Consider the following 18,060-nt stretch of genomic DNA (forward strand, 5'->3'; position numbering starts at 1 on the left):
AGGAGGCGTTTTATTCGGCTTTCTTTGTGGTGGGAGCAGCCGTCGGCTCGGCTGATTTTGGCGCGTCAGTCACTTCGACAAGAGTTTTCTTCGACTTGATCGTGACCGGTTGCGTCATGGTTTGCCCATTGGCCGTCACCTTGATCTCCATGGACATCGTGGTATTGGCCTCAGTGTATCTGCCTGTCTCCACCTCGTAAACCACATCGCCCTCCAGCTTCACGTTCTCGAACTGCATCATCGCCGCCGCAGGTGTGTTGCCCAGACTGATCTGTGCTGTGCCCGTGTTCTTGATGATCGCACACTTCTTGGCATTCTTCTCTTCGTAACCGCTGAAGGAGGATTGCACGGTGAATTTCGCCGTCGCGCCACTTACGGGCATGTCGAAGGTATTTGTCCATGAATCCCCAGGGGCTACCGCTTGCGCTGGAATCCCTTCTGGCAACAGCCCCAACTTCTTGAGCTGCTCTTCACTATACTGTGCCCGCAGCAGCTTGGCCGTATTGGCGTCCAGTCCCAACGTCACCTTGCGGACCAGATTGGAGACGCCTTCAATTTTTTCGACATTCCCGTTCGTATCCGTGATGTAAGTGAACTTCCCTCCCACGAGTTTGCGATGCATTTTCGCCAGTGCATTCGTCCGGTCTGTTTTGACATCTGAAGCCGAATCGAACGCAGCCGTCACACGGTCCGCCATCCTGACCTCGATCTTGTTCGCCAAGAACTCGGCCTCCATCACATGTCCACCTTCAGGTCTCGCGCTCAAGATTGTGAGGGCGAAATCGCGTTTCACGGAATTGCCAGACTTCACCGGTGCAGGCTGGTTTGGCATTGTCATCGTGGCCTCCTGCTCCGTTTCCTCGCGCATCACGTAGCGCTTGCCCGCTTCCCATTTCGGTTTTAGCTCGATCGGCGGCTCTTTCGGCTTGGGCGGTTCTGCCGGAGCTGCCGCTTCCGCAGAGGGTGTGGATGCATTCGCTGCCGGCGTTTTCTTCTTATCACAGCCCGTAAACATCACTAAGCCCGTGGAGACAAACACGAGCAGAAGCGCTTGAAGGCGGCGATTTAAGGGTGCTCCTCCGGTGATAACCATAATGATTTGGTTGAATTTTTGGGTGTTCAACAACAGCTACCACCGCCAGCCTAAGCGGCAAAGCAAAAACGAGGCTACAAATTGAACAGATAACACTCCTCAGAACTTCTCATGCCACTGCGGATTGTCGTATTTCTCCGCGAGCAACGCCTGCATGTCTGACTCGATATCGTCGGTGAATTTTCCGCTTACTTGCCATTCCTGTCGCAAGGCACTTTTCAGGCCCATGCCGGTGATCGGGATGTTGGCGACGAACTCCGTATGACTGCGTTGCTTCCGGTAATCCGGCTGCAAAAGGGGCATCTGGAGGGTCTGTTCCACCAGCGCGAGATCATATTTCAGTAAAAAAGTTCCGTGAAAGAGCAGGGCGTTCTTCGTTCGGCGTTGGGAATTGCCTGAAAACTTTCGCCCCTTCCAGACCAAATCCGTGTGCCCTTCTACTGTGATCGCCCCGGACAGGAGCAAATGGATGGCATTGGCGTTCTTGGCCATGATGTAGGAGTTGGAATCAGAAATGGATCGCAGCTCCGCTGCATAATCCAAAGGCAAGACCAAGGCGTAGCTGATACAGCCGGGGCCTTGTAATACGGTACCGCCTCCACTGCAACGTCTTAGAACTGGAACACCTGCCCGTTCGCAGGCAGCTTTATCCACTTCTTTAGCCACCCGATTGGCATAGCCCAATACCACAAAAGGCACGGGCGATTCCCAAAAGCGCATCACGGGCCGCTGATGGGCTTCACACCAGTTGAGCAATGCCTCATCACAGGCTAGATTGCGGGCTGGCTCAGGATAACTGAGATCAAGCAGTTGCATCAGTTTGGTTTAGGCCACTAATAAGCCGGTCTTGCTGGTGCGGAAGCGTCACCGATTTAGGTTGGCGGACGCGCTCCGCTGCTTTTAGATGTGCGGCTTCGGCGGTCACCCCGCCGGGCCGTATATTGGTCAACATTGGACGACGGGACAAGCTGTGAGCACAAAGATTTTGGAATCAGCGCCGGAAAACGGCGTAGCAGGCAAATCCGGTAACGCCGCCATCGCACAAAAATGGCTGGTGGCGCTGGAGCATTTTGTCGATGCCACCCTCGCGCAACAGAACCCTGAACAGGCCCACGCCTTTGTGGAGCGTCTGCTCGAACGTCTCGAGGAAGCGGGCGTCAAGGCCGCGCGTTCCGTCAGCACGCCTTACGTCAACAGCATCCCGGTGGAAGAGCAGCCGAAGTATCCCGGTGACTGGCAGATGGAAGTGCGTATCAAGAGCCTTCTGCGCTGGAACGCGATGGCGATGGTGGTAAACGCGAACCGCAAGCACAACGGCCTTGGCGGTCACATCTCCACGTATGCTTCTTCGGCCACGTTGTACGAGGTCGCATACAATCATTTCTTCCACGGCGGCGATGGCGAACGTCCCGCGGACATCATCTATTTCCAAGGTCACGCGACGCCCGGTAACTACGCGCGCGCTTTCCTGGAAGGCCGTTTGACGGAGCAGCACTTGCATAACTTCCGTCAGGAATTGGCTGAAGGCGGCGGTCTCTCCTCCTATCCGCATCCTTATTTGATGCCGGATTTCTGGCAGTTCCCGACGGTATCGATGGGTCTCGGCCCGATCATGTCCATCTATCAGGCGCGTTTTAATCGCTACCTGAAAGCACGTGGTTTCGTTAATTGGAAAACGGAGCCGAAGGTCTGGGCGTTCGTCGGTGACGGTGAATCCGATGAACCGGAAACGCTCGGTGCACTCACGCTCGCTTCGCGCGAGAACTTGGACAACCTCGTCTGGGTGGTGAACTGCAACCTCCAGCGTTTGGACGGTCCCGTTCGTGGTAACGGCAAGATCATCCAGGAACTCGAATCCGCCTTCCGCGGTGCGGGCTGGAATGTCATCAAGGTCATCTGGGGCACGGACTGGGATGAACTCCTCGCGAAGGACAGCAAGGGCATCCTCCGCAAACGCATGGAAGAAGTCGTGGACGGCGAGTATCAGAAATACGTCGTCGAACCCGGCTCCTACATCCGCAAGAATTTCTTCGGCAAAGACCCGGAACTGCTCGCGATGGTGCATCACCTCACGGACGAGCAGCTCACCAAGCTCATGCGCGGCGGTCACGATATGCGCAAGGTGTTCGCTGCCTTCAAGGCCGCCACCGAGCATAAGGGTCGCCCGACGGTCGTACTCGCGAAGACGGTCAAAGGCTACGGTCTCGGTGAAGCGGGCGAAGGCCGCAATGTTTCGCACGGTCAGAAGAAGCTGAACGAAAAAGAACTGCGCGAATTCCGCAAGCGTTTCAACATCCCGATCAGCGATGAAGAGATCGCGGAAACGCCGTTCTATAAGCCCGCGCCGGACAGCCCGGAGATCAAGTATCTCCAGAAGCGCCGCAAAGAACTCGGTGGTTACATTCCTAAGCGCACGGTCAAGGTCGCGCCCTTGAACATTCCTGACCGCGAGCATTTCAAGGACTTCTACAAGGGTTCGGCCGACAGCCAAGTCTCCACGACGATGGCGTTCGTGCGCTTGCTCACGCATCTGCTGCGTAACAAGGAGATCGGCCGCTATGTCGTTCCGATCATCCCTGATGAAGCGCGCACGTTCGGTATGGATGCCTTGTTCCGCGAGGTCGGCATCTACTCGCCGAAGGGCCAGCTTTACGAGCCGGTGGATAGCAAGTCGCTCCTCTACTACAAGGAAGCGAAGGACGGTCAGATTCTCGAAGAGGGTATCACTGAAGCCGGTGCGATCTCGTCGTTCATCTCGGCCGGCACGGCTTACGCCACGCATGGCGTGAACACGATGCCGTTCTTCACGTATTACTCGATGTTCGGCTTCCAGCGTATCGGCGACCAGATCTGGCTCGCCGGTGACATCAAGGCGAAGGGCTTCCTGCTCGGCGCCACCGCTGGCCGCACGACATTGAACGGTGAAGGTCTGCAACACGAAGATGGTCACAGCCTCTTGCTCGCGAGCACGATCCCGACCTTGATGACGTATGATCCGGCGTTCGCTTACGAACTCGCGATTATCGTGCAGGACGGCATGCGCCGCATGTATCAGGAAGGCGAAGAGATCTTCTACTACCTGACGCTCTATAATGAGAACATCCCGATGCCGCCGATGCCGGAAGGTGTCGAGGAAGGCATCCTCAAGGGTCTGTATAAGTTTAACACGGGCGCGACTGGACTGAAGCACAAGGCGCAGATCCTTGGCAGCGGCACCATCATGCAGTCCGCGTTGAAAGCCCAGAAAATCCTCGCCGAGAAATACAATGTCTCGGCGGATGTCTGGAGCGCCACGAATTACAAACTGCTGCGGAATGAAGCCCTGCGTTGCGAACGCTGGAACATGCTGCATCCCACAGAAACGGCGAAGAAGCCATGGTTCCAGGCGGATCTGGAAAAGGAAAAGGGCCCGTTCATCGCGGTGTCCGATTCCATGAAGATCGTGCCGGACCAGATCGCTCCTTGGGTGCCGGGTGGGTTGACCACCTTGGGCACGGACGGCTTCGGCCGCAGCGATACGCGTGAACGTCTGCGCCGCTTCTTCGAAGTGGATGCGGAAAGCACCGTGATCGCCACGCTGTATGCCCTGGCGAAACGTGGCGAAGTGGATCGCAAGGTAGTGGCGCAGGCCATCAAAGACATGGGCGTGGACCCGGAGAAGGTGTTCCCGTACCTGCTGTGAGCTGGTGAATGATTTGGTGCGGCATCAGCCGCGCACGATGGCAGCCGTGGGTTTTGTGACCCACGGTTTCCGCGTTAAAAGATTTTGCGTCATTTGAGACGCGGTGACATAGAAATTTATGGACGTCAAATTACCGAAACTCGGTGAAGGTGCAGATTCCGGCGTGGTGGTCGGGATTCTGGTCAAGGAAGGTGACAAAGTCACCAAGGGCCAGACCATTATTGAATTGGAAAATGAAAAGGCCGTCGCGCCCATCCCTGCTACAGCGGATGGCGTGGTGAGCAAAATCCACGTGAAGGAAGGCGCCAAGATCTCCATCGGCGCGCTGCTCATCACGTTGGATGGCGGCAGTGGCGGCGGTGCCGCTGCTCCGGCCGAAGCTCCGGCTGCGAAAGCCGCCGCGCCGAAGGCCAAGAAGAAGGCCGCCCCGGTGGTCGTCGAGGAAGAGGAAGAAGCGGATGATGATTCCGGCGACGAGGGCGAAGAAGAATCTTTCGATGACGTGGAAGTCGCCGCGCCGCCTTCCGTGCGCAAGGTCGCCCGCGAGATCGGTCTCGACCTGCGCCGCGTGAAGGGCAGCGAAGCCGGTGGCCGTGTCGTGATGGCCGACGTCCGCGTTTACATCCAGAAGCTCATCAAGCTCGCCGCGAAGGGCAAGGCCGCTCCAGCCGCAGCTCCTGCTGCCGCTGCCGCACCTGCCAAGCCGGTGGCAGAATCCATCGACTTCTCGCAATGGGGCGACATCACCAAGAAGCCGATGACCGGCCTCCGCAAGGTCATCGCCCGCCGCATGGTGGAGAGCGTCACCACGATCCCGCAAGTCACGCAGTTCGACGATGTGGACATCACCGCGCTGAACGATCTGCGCAAGAAATTCTCCGCTGATTACGAGAAGGCCGGTGCGCGCCTCACGCTCACGCCGTTCGCCATCAAGGCGCTCGTCGCCGCGTTGAAGAAGCATCCGATCATGAACTCCAGCATGGATGAAGTGACGGAAGAGATCGTCTTCAAGAATTACTACCACATCGGCATCGCCGTGGATACGGAAGCCGGTCTGATGGTCCCCGTCATCAAGGACGCGGACAAGAAGAGCCTCCTGGAAATCTCCAAGGAACTCGAAGAGATCGCCAAGAAAGCGCGCGATCGCAAGCTCTCGCCCGATGACATGAAGGGCGGAACATTCACCATCTCGAACCAAGGCGGTATCGGTGGTGCTCATTTCACGCCGATCGTGAACAAGCCCGAAGTCGGCATCTTCGGCATGGGCCGCGGTGCGCTGAAGCCGGTGGTCGTCGGCAAGGAAGTGCAAGTGCGCTTGATGATGCCGATCGCGATCAGCTACGACCATCGATTGATCGATGGTGGTACGGCAGCACGCTTCACCGTGGATCTCATTGCGGCTTACGCGGCGATGACTGATGCGGACGTGAAACTCTAAACAGCACCTCACAACGATTAAGAATTAAGACATATGGAAACGATTAAGACCGATATCGTAGTAGTAGGCGCTGGCCCGGGCGGATATGCCGCTGCGTTCTACGCTGCGGACCAAGGCAAGAAAGTCATCCTCATCGAGAAAGATCCCAAGCTCGGTGGCGTCTGCTTGAACCGCGGTTGCATCCCTTCCAAGGCGTTGCTCAACGCGACGAAAGCGATCAAGGAAGCCCGTGAATCCGCGCATCGCGGTATCACGTTCGCCGAACCGACCATCGACCTGAACAAGCTGCGCGAGTGGAAGAACTCCGTGATCAGCAAGCTCAGCGGCGGCGTCGCCTCTCTCGCGAAGATGCGCGGTGTGGAAGTCATCCACGCCCGTGGTTATTTCGAAGGCTCGCAATCCCTCCGCATCGAGACCGCGGAAGGCCAGAAATTCATCAGCTATGACAAGGCGATCATCGCCGTCGGTTCCAAGGCCGCACTGCCGAAGGCGTTCGACCTCGGCAACCCGCGCGTGATGACCTCCCGTGGCGCGCTGGAAGTGGAAGACATTCCGGAGAACCTGCTCGTGGTCGGTGGCGGTTACATCGGCATGGAGCTGGGCACGGTGTATGCCGGTCTCGGCAGCAAGGTCGTCGTCATCGAAGCGATGGATTCCCTCCTCGCCGGTGCCGATGCTGACCTCGCCCGTCCGGTCGTCGCTTACGCGAAGAAGGCGTTCAAGGAAGTGCGCCTCAAGGCGAAAGTTCTGAGCATGGCCACCGTCGGCAAGCAGATCAAAGTGGTGAGCGAAATGAACGGACAGAAGCTCGAAGAGTTGTATGACCGTGTGCTCGTCGCCGTGGGTCGCGGACCGAACTCGGAAGATCTCGGTCTGGAAAACACCAAGGTCACGCGCGATGAAAAAGGTTTCATCAAGATCAACGCGCAGCAGCAGACCGAAGACCCGAACATCTACGCCATCGGCGACGTCGCGGGCGGCATCATGCTCGCGCACAAGGCTTCGAAGGAAGCGCGCATCGCGGTGGACGTCATCACGGGCCACAACAGCGCCTTCGAGAAGATCGTCATCCCGGCCGTCGTATTCACCGATCCTGAAGTGGCTTGGGCCGGTCTGACGGAAGCGGAAGCGAAGAAACAAGGTCGCGAAGTGAAGGTCGCCAAGTTCCCTTGGGGCGCTTCCGGTCGCGCACTGAGCTTCGATCGCCCGGATGGTTTGACCAAGCTGATCATCGATCCGGAGACCGAGCGCATCCTCGGCGTGGGCATCGTGGGTCACGGCGCGGGCGAACTCATCGCCGAAGGCACGCTCGCCATCGAGATGGGTGCCACGGTGACGGACCTCGCGGAAACGGTCCACCCGCATCCGACGCTCTCCGAGACGTTGATGGAAAGCGCCGAAGTGTTCTTCGGCCACGCCACGCACACGTTCGTGAAGAAAGCCGCTCCGACGGAGTAGCCAACGTAGTCGCCGAGATAACGAGGCGGAACTAACTGATAGTTTGAAGCGGCTCTGGCGATGGCACTTGATGCTGTCACAGAGCCGCTCTCTTTATAGAATCTGAACATGAGCCTGCTCCCATTACACGAGTTCCACGAGCTGCAAGACGCCCAGTTCACCGAGGTGAACGGCATCGAGTTCGTCGCGAGTTATGGCGATGTGGCGGCAGAGTATCGCGCCTTCAAAGAAACGGCGGGATTCATTGATCTCAGTGGCCGCAGTCGCGTTTGCTTGCTCGGCGCGGACCGATTGAAATTTCTCCACGGCCAAGTCACCAATGACGTGCAGGGTTTGAAAGCCGATGGCGGTTGTTACGCGGCCCTCGTAAATGCGAAGGCGAAGATGGAGACGGATCTCTACATCTATCGTCTCGCAGATGAGATTCTCCTCGATTTCGAACCGGCGCTTACGGAGAAAGTCACGGCGCGACTGGACAAATACATCATCGCGGATGATGTGCAGATCGTGGATGTCGCGCCGCATTATGGTCTCGTGAGTGTGCAAGGGCCGAAGTCTGCGGCAGCGATTGAAGCGCTCGGCATCGTGCCGACCTTGCCCGCGAAATCATTGCATTGGGTGAAAGATAATGTGCCGGATGTGGGCGACATCTATGTGATGAATCAGCCACGCTTTGGCACGACGGGTTACGATGTGTTCATCCCGAGCGCAGGCTTGGGCATGATCGCGGACAAACTTCTCGCGGCAGTGAAAGCGCAGGGCGGTCGTGCGTGTGGCTGGGAGGCGTTTGAAGCGGTGCGCATCGAGGCCGGTATCCCGCGCTTCGGAGCGGACATGGATGAAACAAATTTGCCGCCGGAAGCAGGTATCGAGCCGCGCGCGGTCAGCTACAACAAAGGCTGCTACATCGGCCAGGAAGTGATCGCGCGTATTCGCACATATGGACAAGCGGCGAAATCCTTGCGTCGTCTGGAGCTGACGGGGGTGAATGAATTGCCCGTGAAAGGCACGAAACTGCAACTCGCGGGCAAGGATGTGGGCTATATCACCTCAGCAGTGAGATTGCCGGTGAGTGGGCAAGTGTGTGCGCTGGGATATGTGCGCAAGGAGCACAAGGAAGCGGGAACGGTTTTGGATTTGCCGAGCGGGCAGACGAAGGTGATTTGAGCGAGAGCAACGGCGTTTGGCCCAAAGGGCCAAAAGATTCCAGCCCAGGGCATCCCAAGATGCCCTGGGAAAGAGGATAAAAAGAAGAGCGGCCTGAAAGGCCGCCAGAGCTAGAGAATTATCCGATGGTTTCTTGTGCCCATTCAGGGCACGTTTTTTTTTGATGTATTTTTCCCAGGGCAGCATTCGCTGAATGGCGAATGCTGCCCTGGGCTATGCTCTCTTGGCCCTTTGGGCCAACAAGGATGCTATTTCTGATTCAGCAAGAACGCCAACAAGTCATACAATTGCTCGGGTGTCAGGGCTTCGCCGAAATTGTCCGGCATCAATGAATTGGCGGATTCTTTGCGCTCTTTGATGTCTTTCTTCGGGATGCTCACTTCGATACCCGCTGAGTTCGCGATGACAAGCACTTCGCCTTCTTCACGACGCGGCAGGCCGGTGGTCACGTCGCCGTCCTTCAGCGTGATGGTGTGCGAGCGGAAGGCGTGATCCACGTTTCGATTCGGATCGAGGATGTCTTCGATGACACGTTCCGTGCCCCGGCTCATGATGCCGTCAAGCTGCGGACCCACCAAACCGCCTTTGCCCTTCACCTGATGGCACGCAGCGCAAACCGTGGTGAACAATTCACCGCCTTTACGGGCATCCGTCTTGGCTCCCACGAAACCCAAGCGGCGTTCGGTGATGAGTTTATTCCGCGCCGCATCTTCAGGCGGCAGGCTTGCGGTCAATTTGTTCAAGCGCGCTTCCCATTGCTGCGGCTTCGCGGCGCTGAGTTTTTCTTTCACGGTCGCAGCGGCAACTGTCGCGGCGGCGATCTTGTTTTCCTCGGCCAAGGACAGCACCAGCTCAGCGCCTTCTGGCGAACCAGCCAGAATCAGCACGAGCTTTTGCAGCACACGCGTGGGTGCGTGCTGCAGATTCTTCACAATGGCTTCGCGAGCGTTTGCCTTGTCGGCGGTGAAGGCGGTCACGAGCGATTGCTTCGTCTCCTCCGGCACCGTGGCGTCGGTGAGCGCCGTAGCGAGTGAGGAAAGGAGGCTATCATTCTTCAAGTTAGCGACGGCAGAGGCGGCGGCAGCGCGGCTGCTTGAGTCAGTGCCGGATTCGCGCAGCAAGGTGGTGAGTTGTGGTTGCAGGTCGCGCAGTTCCAGGCTTTTCGCGAGTTCGGCTGCGGCCTTGTGGAAGCGGGCGGTCTGGCTGGGGTCAACCGTGGCCACTTGCGGCAAGGCCGGTTCGAAACGACCGAAGGCGAACCACGCATAAGCCGTATCCGTGTTGTCATCAATCGCTTCGATGTAACCCTTCTTGCCTTTGTGGGCGGCGAGATCCCACGTGATCAGTTGCGCTGCATCATTGCGTGGCGGCGTCACTTCAAAAAGAACCGCATCAGAACCAGCTTCGCGCAGGCGGATGAAGTTTTTTCTCAGCAACGGTTTTCCGGGAATTCCATCGTGACCGCAGAGATAGAAGCTCAGTTTCTCCGGCAGCTCGAAGGCGCTGGAGCGCAAGACGCCGGTGAGTTTTTCGCCCAAGGGAAAACTGGAGATGACTTGCGCCTTGGTGCCATCGGCCAGGCTACGCTCTTGCAACGCCCAAGGATTCTTATCCGCTTTGCCATCTAAGGGGGTATTGCCCCAAGTGGATTTCGTGAAGAGACGCGGCGCGAGCGCCTTGCCCCAGGTTTGCAGCTTGGGTGTGAGTTTCTGTCCGCGTTGCTTGAAGCCTTGCTCAACGGTCTGAAAGAGTGAGAGCTGGAAATCGAGATCATCCGCACGCTGCTTCTGCACAGTGTCCGCCAGTTCATCGAGAGCGCTGGCCGGCGCATAGCGCGCAACGTTTTGCAGAATGCGCGTGCGCAGTTCCATGTTCTTATCGGCAACATCTTGGTTCTTCAAAAGGAACACGGCCGCAGCTTCGGATTTCAGACCGAGCGCGATATCTACCAGCGTGGTGAGTTCCTCTTTGGTGAAGGAGTTCGCTTGGGTAAGCGCCCATGCACCGGCGCCGCTCAATTGGTTGCGCAAGGCCAGTCGTGCCATGTGCTTCAGGTGCGTGTCTTCCTCAGGCACCTTCGCGATCAGTGCCAAAAGAGCCTTCACGCCATCCACTTTTGTTTGCTGAGACAACGCTTCCGCCGCCGTGCGTTGCACCAAAGGAGCAGAGTCATTTAACGCATTCACCAGCAGCTTTTGCAGGGATTGGCTCAAGGCGGGCGCACTGGGCGGGCTTTGTTGTTTGAGACCGCGATCGGCGAGGATGCGAAGAGCATGCACACGCGCGATGGCCGCCGGAGCCTTCAACGCCTGCTCCAGCTCACTGTCCTTCAGCACGCCCAATCGCTCACGTAACCAGAGTGAATGCACGTAGCGCAGCACCTCAGGAGATTGCTCGTCAGCAGAACTCTTGGGTGTCTTGAGCGGCTGTTTCGCAAATGCCTTCCCGTGCACATCCGCGATGGTATTCATTGCGAGCATACGGCGCGTCATATTCGGAGAACCGAGTTCAGCGACCAAACCTTTCAGATCTTCCGGCAGCCTGGTGGCGGGCAAAACGGCTTTGCCATCTTCACCACGATAGACGATGCGCCAGATGCGGCCACGCTCGCGATCTCGTCCGGGATGAAGCAAGGGCACTTCGTAATGGCCGATGATGCGGTTGTAGAAATCCGCGACATAGAGCGCGCCATCCGGACCGAATTGCATATCCACGGGACGGAACCACGGATCGTCCGTACGCAGGAAGTCAGGCACTTCGTGGCCTTTGCTGGTGGAGCCGAGCCATTCTACGCGGTCTCGATTGATACGGCTGGTCATCACGTTGCCGATGATGAGATTGCCCTGAAATTCCTTCGGCCACGATGGATCGGTGATCATCTGGATGCCGCAGATGGCCGTGCTACCGTGACTATGCTGGATGGTGAGCGGAGCGAAGCCAAGGCCGTCATGCGGCTTGCCGAAGCTGGGATAATACGCGCCGCGCAAGAGCTGGTAGATGGGCGAGCTGTGGCAATCGGCGGAATAAAGATTTCCCTGCGGATCGAAGCAGAGGCCGAAAGGGTTCACTTGGCCCCACGTATGATGCTCCATGCGCACGCCGCCGAGCTGCATGCGATAGGTGTTGCCGGAGGACATCACCAGTTCGTTGCCATCTTTGCCAGCGACCTTCGTGTTGTTATTGAAGCCATGTGTGGCGTAGAGCCAGCCATCGAAGCCGCGACGGAAGCTGGCCTGATTGCCGTGCGTGTCCTTCGAAAAATCGAACGGGCCGTAGAGCATCTCCTTCTTGTCCGCTTTGCCATCGCCATCAATGTCTTCAAAGAGCCAGATGTTCGGGATGGACCACGCGATGCATTTCCAACTGAGCTTGGAAGGATTCTTAGAAGAGGGGGAACGGAAGGGATAAACACCGATGGGAATGTTCAAGCCACCTGCGAATTCAGTGATCTTGCGCGCTTTGCCATCCGGCGCGAAGTCCTCAAAGATCATGATGCGATCGCGCGGCGCATTCGTCGTGGCAGGAAAAGGATACTCGATGCTCGTCGTGACCCAGAGACGCCCAGCGACATCAAAAGCCATGTTCATGGGCTTATTGATGTGTGGTTCCGTGGTGACGAGCTGCATCTCGAAGCCGGGAGGAAGATGGAAAGTTTTGCTCTCTTGCTCGGGTGTCAGCGGTTCGGTGGTGCGGACACCGGCGGCGAAGGGGTCATCTGCTGCGAAAAGCGGGGAAGCGGCCAAAGCTCCAAGCAGAGCCGATGACAGGACGGCAGAGATGCGCGTGCGAACAGGGGGCATACGCGCGAAGTTTAATGAAGGTGATGGAGAAGGCAAACGAACTTGCTCCAACGATATGCCACAGCGAACGCCATAGACTGCCGGCTGGAATCCGGCAGTACGGGCTCTGTCCTGCGTCGAATTACTCCAGCACGCCTTGTTTCTGAAACCACGTTTTCATCAGCGCCATCACTTCGGTGGCTGTGGCGTTTTGCAGTTCGTGACCGATGCCTTCGAATGTGTGCCGCTCGTTGGGCACCTTGGCTTCATCCAATGCTTTCTTGAGCGCTTCAGACTGTTCGGGGCGCACGACGGTGTCGGTGGTGCCGTGGAGCATTAGAATGGGGACTTTGATCTTGCTCGCGATGGAGATGGGCGGTGCGGGATTTCCTTCTGCGGACGCAGTGCCTCCCGCGGTGATGGCGACGGCTTTCAAGGAATCAGCGGCATCCGCGGCGAGGCGGATGCTTAGGAAGCCGCCCATGCTGTTGCCGTAAGCGGCGAGGCGATTCGCATCCACGATGGGCAAGGTCTTAAGAATGGCGAGACAGGCTTTGGCGCGACGGACGTTTTCATCACTGGCACCGAAATCTTCGCGATTCGATCCGCCACGGGCATGGGCGTAATCTGTGGCGATGCAGACGAAGCCCATCTTCACGAAGTCGCGCGCCTTCGCTGTGCCGAACTGTTTTCCATTCGAGCCGTAGCCGTGGCTGATGAGGATGGCGGGGAAGGGGCCTTTGCCTTCCGGCTTCACGAGGATGCCTTCCATGGTTTTGTCGTTCACGTCGCAGGTCCATTGCTCACCCGTCAGTTTGAAATCTTTAATGCTGATAGCTTTGGAATCTAAGCGGCTTGAAGAGTTCTTCTCTGGAGCTGGTGCCGATTCTTTCGGTTGGGCTGGAGTCGCAGGCGTGCCTGCCTGACCGGGACGTATGAATGATTCGTGCTCTTCCTTGTTCAAGAGGCCGTCGCTGTTACGGTCCAAGCGCTGAAAGAGGGCAGGTGGACCAGCGAACTCATCGCGTGAAATTTTCCCATCGTTGTTCTTGTCACTGCGGATGAGAACTTGCTCAAAGGTCGGTCGGCGAGGTTCGATTTTGGGATTGGTGGGAGCGGTTGAAGCAGGCGTGGCGGTTTCTTTGGTGTCTGCCGTCGAGCTTTCGGAGGTTGTCGCAGAAGGAGTGAACTTCTCGCTGCCCTTCAGGAATTTATCGAAGAAGGTCTGCACTTGCGTGGTGATCGCCGATGCGTTGAATCCCGGACCACCGTGACCTGCGCCATGGATGGTGTGGAAGTGGACCTGACGATTTGCCTTCTTTAGCGCATCGAAGAGCAACTGGCTTTGATTGAGCGGAACGGTGCCATCCTTATCGCCATGAACGATAAGGAAGGGAGGATCATCGGCGCTGACGTAGGTGATGGGATTCACTTTCGCGGCTTTGTCTTTGTTCTCCAGAACAGCACCGCCGATGAGTTTGGCTTCGGGGGCACTGGAAGCGGCGTGACTTTCATACTTGGGTGTGGTGACGAAGACGACGAAGTCCGTTGGGCCATAGAAATCGCAGACAGCTTGCACGCGGCTGGATTGATCGAGGTTTGCGCCTTGATCGAATTCTTTCACATCACCGCTGGTGCCGAGAAGGGCGACGAGATGGCCGCCAGCGGAACTGCCCCAGACACCGAAGCGTTTCGTATCCAGATTGTATTGTTTGGAATGGGCGCGCAGCCAGCGGATGGCGGTTTTGCAATCCTCTATCTGCGCCGGGAAAGTGGCGTGACCGCTCAGGCGATAGTTGATGCTGGCCACGGCATAGCCGCGTTGTGTGTAGCCTTCGCGCAGTGGAGGGCAGCCATCTTTGGAGCCATTTTGCCAGCCGCCGCCATGCACCCAGATGATGAGGGGCAGGGGGCCATCGGACTTCTCGGGAATGTAGAGGTCCAGTCTGTGCCGTTCGTGGGCATCGGTTTCCACGTAGGCGAGATCGCGATGGGCTTTCACACCTTCGGGCACACGGGGAGCGGCGGGCGCGCCTTGCTTTGGAGCGGGTTGAGCGATGGCAGAAAGACTGATGAGCAGGCTGGCCGACAGCAAAATCATCGAGAGATATCTCATAGGAACTAATCCTTTTCTAAGGGCAAAGGCACGAACAGGCGAACAGCAAATAGCAGGATGCCTTTTAGGTGATACCATGGTGATGTCGGTTTGGTTCGGAACTATTTGTAGGATTAATATTTGGGGTCATTACATCCCCCTTGCGGGAGGAGGTTGGAAATGCTTTCCTATAACGGATGAACCGCCCTTTTATAATTTGCATACTCACGGTCCTTGGTGTCGTGGCGGTTTTTATCGGGGCAGGTTCTATGCGAGCAGAGGATAAACAGCAGGCAGTTGCTCCCTTACAGCCGGTAAAGGATACGGTTTGCCAGACGAGCGTGAAACCGGGTGCGGAGTGTCACAGTCCGGGCAGCCGGGCAACGGTTTTGAAAGCTTACATCACCGAGCAAGGAAAGCTGACGGCCAAGCAATCCCAAATGACTTCGACGAATGCATTGAAGGATTGTGAAAAGCCCCCTTCCCGGGCGGCATTGATGCAAAAGGCGGGTCCGGCGGCGAAGTGAGGTTTGGCTTATCAGCCTGCCTTCTTATTTAGTCAGGATCAACATAGTTGTACATAGTTGTGGCTGGAGGGAGCAGGGTACAGGCTTGCCAGCCGGAGGTTTTCTGTTCATCTCTTTGAACTAGAGAAACGCAAAGGAGGAGAATACCTTGAAGTGGCCGTTGGCATCCGTGGTTTTGTGCATGGTGGCAGGCATCGTCGCAGGCGATGTCTGGGGATGGCATTGGTGGGTGGCAATTTTCTGTTTTGCGGGTTTGGCATTGGAGTTCTTTTGTGGGAAGCAGGCCAGAGCCATAAGTGTTGGCGCACTTTTCCTGTTCGCTGGCTGGAGCAATGTCGTATGGAACAAGGAAGTGTTTTCCTTGGAGGACTTGCGCGTTTTTCTGGGCAAGGAACCGCAGCTTGTCACCATCGAGGGAACGCTGAAGGAAGCCCCTAAGGAACGTTTCGTACAAGCGAGACAGGGGACAGCGACGAATTTCAGCAGCTTCGTGGAGGTTGAGCGCATCCAGCTTCATGGTGAGTGGCGTGAGGCGGATGGCCTTGTCTTTGTGCAAACGGGTGCGGCTCCTTCTGTTGATCTGTATGCGGGACGGATGGTGCAGGTTTACGGAGTGATCCAGCGACCGATGCCGGAGGCGGTGCCCGGCGAATTTGACATGCAGGAGCATACGGCGCGGAGGGGCATCCATTACCAGATGTATGCGGGCAAGATGACGGATTGGAAGTTGTCAGGAGCGGAAAACCGGAAGGGGTTGCCAGCCCGGTTTCGCGCCTGGGCGATGGGGCAGTTGCAGGCATCGCTGCCTGCGGGTGACGACAACGTGATGCTTTTGCAGGCAATGGGACTTGGCTGGAAGGCGGGCCTACAACCAGAGGATGCCGATCCGTTCGTCAAATCCGGTACCTTGCATCTGTTTGCCATCTCCGGTTTGCATGTGGCGTTGATCGCGGTGATGCTGGTCGAATTGCTGCGTGGGTTGGGCATTCCGCGGCGTGTCTGTGGCGGAGTCTTGATTCCGCTGTTGTGGTTTTACACGATAGCGACGGGCTGGCAGGCATCGGCGGTGCGGTCGGCCATCATGATGACCGTGATCGGTGTGGGATGGATGCTGGAACGGCCGAGCAATCTGCTGAATTCATTGGCGGCTGCGGCGTTGATCATCCTGATGCTGGACCCGCAGCAATTGTTCCAGCCGGGCTTTCAACTGTCATTCATGGTGGTGCTGGTGATGGGGCTGCTGGTGCCTCCGATCGAGGAATGGCGGCAAAAATTCTTCCGGCCTGATCCCTTGCTGCCAGAGGAGTTGCGACCGCGCTGGCAACGCTGGCTGGATTGGCCGGTGCGTTTTGTGACGATGAACCTGGTTGCTTCATTCGCCGCATGGGCCGGTTCGCTGCCATTGATCGCCCATTATTTTCATTTGATCACGCCGGTTTCGCTTTTGGCGAATCTTGTCCTGGTGCCGTTAAGCAGCCTGGCGCTGATGAGTTCATTCGGCTCCTTGTTGATGGCATGGTGTCCGCCGATCGCGGATTTGTTCAATCACGGGGCGTGGCAGTTGATGGATTGGATGGTGGTTTCAAGCCGTTGGTTTGCGGCATGGCCGTGGGCCTGGTTTCCGGTGTTGAAGCCGGGAGCAGGGGTTTTCATCAGTTTTTACGGACTGGTCTTGACGCTGTTCGCCTTGGAATGGAAATCACTTTGGCGATGGAGGATCGCGGTGGTTTCGGGCGTAGTGCTGGCAAGCCTGCTGGTGGTGGGATGGCGGGAGCATCAGGAGAGCATCCGACTGACGGTGCTGGATGTGAATGGGGGGGATGCGCATGTGTTCGAAGGGGGACGGCATCATCCGCAACTGGTCATAGATGCCGGAGATGCGGCCGGGTATGAGCATGCGTTGAAAGGGTTCTTGTTGAGCCGCGCCATCCGCACGGTGCCTGATCTGCTGGTGACTCATGGAGATGTAAGGCATGTGGGCGGAGCGTCTGCGTTGATCGCGGATCAAAAGGTTAAACGGCTGATCACGAGCCCGGTGGCTTCTCGTTCGCCAGGTTACCGGCAACTGTTGAAGGAATGGACGGCGGCGGGAAATCCGCATCTGGTGGTGACGGATGGGAGCACTCTAGGGCCATGGCGGGTGCTGCACCCGGCAGTCCATGACAAGTTCGCTTCGGGCGATGACAATGCGGTGGTATTGTATGCCGAGTTGCGCGGTATCCGGGTGTTGTTGCTTTCTGATTTGGGGAGAGCAGGCCAGAAAGCGCTGCTGGAACGACATGAAGAATTGCGGGCGGATATCGTGGTGGCTGGCATCCCGGCAAAGGATGAGCCGTTGATGGATGAGTTATTGGCAAAGATCAAACCGCAGGTGGTCATCGTCACCTGCGCGCATCGTCCGGCAACGGAACAAGCGAGACCGGAACTGCGGGAGCGATTAAAGGTGGGACCATGGACATGCTACTACTTAAGTGAACGTGGATCTGTGACGATAGATTTTCAAGATAATCAGTGCGAAGTGCAAACGATACGGATGGAGGAAAGGATAATAATACGTCCACGTGATCCATCCTTTGCCAATGATGCGATGAAGCCTGGTGATTGAAAGCCCGGCTCTGAGCGCAAAAAAAGAGAAGTTGCTGCAAGGTTTGCTTTGCCAACCAAGTTAGACTACGGTATTTATAGCGCATCAAGGCAGTCCCCAACATTGTTCCGACGAGAGGGAGCGTGACCTTTTGGCAGCCGACGCCGGTGCGGTTGCCGCCAGACTGTGACAGGCTGGTATAAAACGAATCACCCGCCAAGTTGCCTTAAAGGCAGC

At 57.2% G+C, this 18,060-nt stretch carries 10 protein-coding genes; 6 read left to right on the forward strand and 4 right to left on the reverse strand.

Going from position 1 to position 18,060, the window contains the following annotated elements:
- Nucleotides 1-10: 10 nt before the first annotated feature.
- Together VGH19_09610 and VGH19_09615 are read right to left on the reverse strand one after the other, a co-directional pair.
- Complete coding sequence (locus tag VGH19_09610) at nucleotides 11-1,039, reverse strand: DUF6263 family protein (protein ID HEY1171614.1); 1,029 nt, start codon at nucleotides 1,037-1,039, stop codon at nucleotides 11-13.
- Between the two features lie 153 nt (nucleotides 1,040-1,192).
- Complete coding sequence (locus VGH19_09615) at nucleotides 1,193-1,909, reverse strand: lipoate--protein ligase family protein (protein HEY1171615.1); 717 nt, start codon at nucleotides 1,907-1,909, stop codon at nucleotides 1,193-1,195.
- An 88-nt stretch (nucleotides 1,910-1,997) separates the two neighbouring features.
- Here VGH19_09615 and aceE point away from each other — a divergent pair, with 88 nt between their 5' ends.
- The 4 genes from aceE to VGH19_09635 all read left to right on the forward strand — a co-directional run bounded on the left by aceE (nucleotide 1,998) and on the right by VGH19_09635 (nucleotide 8,838).
- Entirely contained in the window at nucleotides 1,998-4,775 is a 2,778-nt protein-coding gene (gene aceE, locus VGH19_09620) for a pyruvate dehydrogenase (acetyl-transferring), homodimeric type (protein ID HEY1171616.1), read from the forward strand.
- Nucleotides 4,776-4,893: 118 nt separating this feature from the next.
- Nucleotides 4,894-6,213, forward strand: a complete 1,320-nt coding sequence (locus tag VGH19_09625; protein ID HEY1171617.1) for a 2-oxo acid dehydrogenase subunit E2 — start codon at nucleotides 4,894-4,896, stop codon at nucleotides 6,211-6,213.
- Between the two features lie 33 nt (nucleotides 6,214-6,246).
- A complete protein-coding gene (lpdA, locus tag VGH19_09630) occupies nucleotides 6,247-7,671 on the forward strand; it encodes a dihydrolipoyl dehydrogenase (protein ID HEY1171618.1) in 1,425 nt (474 codons plus the stop codon).
- A 108-nt stretch (nucleotides 7,672-7,779) separates the two neighbouring features.
- Nucleotides 7,780-8,838, forward strand: coding sequence for a glycine cleavage T C-terminal barrel domain-containing protein (locus VGH19_09635; GenBank protein HEY1171619.1), 1,059 nt, complete (start codon nucleotides 7,780-7,782; stop codon nucleotides 8,836-8,838).
- Between the two features lie 248 nt (nucleotides 8,839-9,086).
- Here the strand turns inward: VGH19_09635 and VGH19_09640 are convergent, their stop codons facing one another.
- Nucleotides 9,087-12,638, reverse strand: a complete 3,552-nt coding sequence (locus VGH19_09640) for a PVC-type heme-binding CxxCH protein (protein ID HEY1171620.1) — start codon at nucleotides 12,636-12,638, stop codon at nucleotides 9,087-9,089.
- A 121-nt stretch (nucleotides 12,639-12,759) separates the two neighbouring features.
- Nucleotides 12,760-14,733, reverse strand: a complete 1,974-nt coding sequence (locus VGH19_09645; protein ID HEY1171621.1) for a prolyl oligopeptidase family serine peptidase — start codon at nucleotides 14,731-14,733, stop codon at nucleotides 12,760-12,762.
- Between the two features lie 248 nt (nucleotides 14,734-14,981).
- Between VGH19_09645 and VGH19_09650 the strand changes: the two genes are divergently transcribed.
- Together VGH19_09650 and VGH19_09655 are read left to right on the forward strand one after the other, a co-directional pair.
- Nucleotides 14,982-15,239: a hypothetical protein gene (locus VGH19_09650; GenBank protein HEY1171622.1), complete on the forward strand. Its 258-nt coding sequence runs from the start codon at nucleotides 14,982-14,984 to the stop codon at nucleotides 15,237-15,239.
- A 148-nt stretch (nucleotides 15,240-15,387) separates the two neighbouring features.
- Nucleotides 15,388-17,844 carry a ComEC/Rec2 family competence protein gene (locus VGH19_09655; protein HEY1171623.1) on the forward strand — a complete coding sequence of 819 codons (2,457 nt, stop codon included), beginning with the start codon at nucleotides 15,388-15,390 and terminating at the stop codon, nucleotides 17,842-17,844.
- Nucleotides 17,845-18,060 lie beyond the last annotated feature (216 nt).

The sequence above is a fragment of the Verrucomicrobiia bacterium genome, assembly GCA_036405135.1.
Taxonomy (GTDB): Bacteria; Verrucomicrobiota; Verrucomicrobiia; order Limisphaerales; family JAEYXS01; genus JAEYXS01.

What these genes read in the sequence shown, in the direction of transcription:
- aceE (HEY1171616.1), top strand. Translation starts at nt 1,998, where the DNA reads ATGTGCGGCTTCGGCGGTCACCCCGCCGGGCCGTATATTGGTCAACAT.
- lpdA (HEY1171618.1), top strand. Translation starts at nt 6,247, where the DNA reads ATGGAAACGATTAAGACCGATATCGTAGTAGTAGGCGCTGGCCCGGGC.
- VGH19_09645 (HEY1171621.1), bottom strand. Translation starts at nt 14,733, where the DNA reads ATGAGATATCTCTCGATGATTTTGCTGTCGGCCAGCCTGCTCATCAGT.
- VGH19_09615 (HEY1171615.1), bottom strand. Translation starts at nt 1,909, where the DNA reads ATGCAACTGCTTGATCTCAGTTATCCTGAGCCAGCCCGCAATCTAGCC.
- VGH19_09635 (HEY1171619.1), top strand. Translation starts at nt 7,780, where the DNA reads ATGAGCCTGCTCCCATTACACGAGTTCCACGAGCTGCAAGACGCCCAG.
- VGH19_09640 (HEY1171620.1), bottom strand. Translation starts at nt 12,638, where the DNA reads ATGCCCCCTGTTCGCACGCGCATCTCTGCCGTCCTGTCATCGGCTCTG.
- VGH19_09650 (HEY1171622.1), top strand. Translation starts at nt 14,982, where the DNA reads ATGCGAGCAGAGGATAAACAGCAGGCAGTTGCTCCCTTACAGCCGGTA.
- VGH19_09625 (HEY1171617.1), top strand. Translation starts at nt 4,894, where the DNA reads ATGGACGTCAAATTACCGAAACTCGGTGAAGGTGCAGATTCCGGCGTG.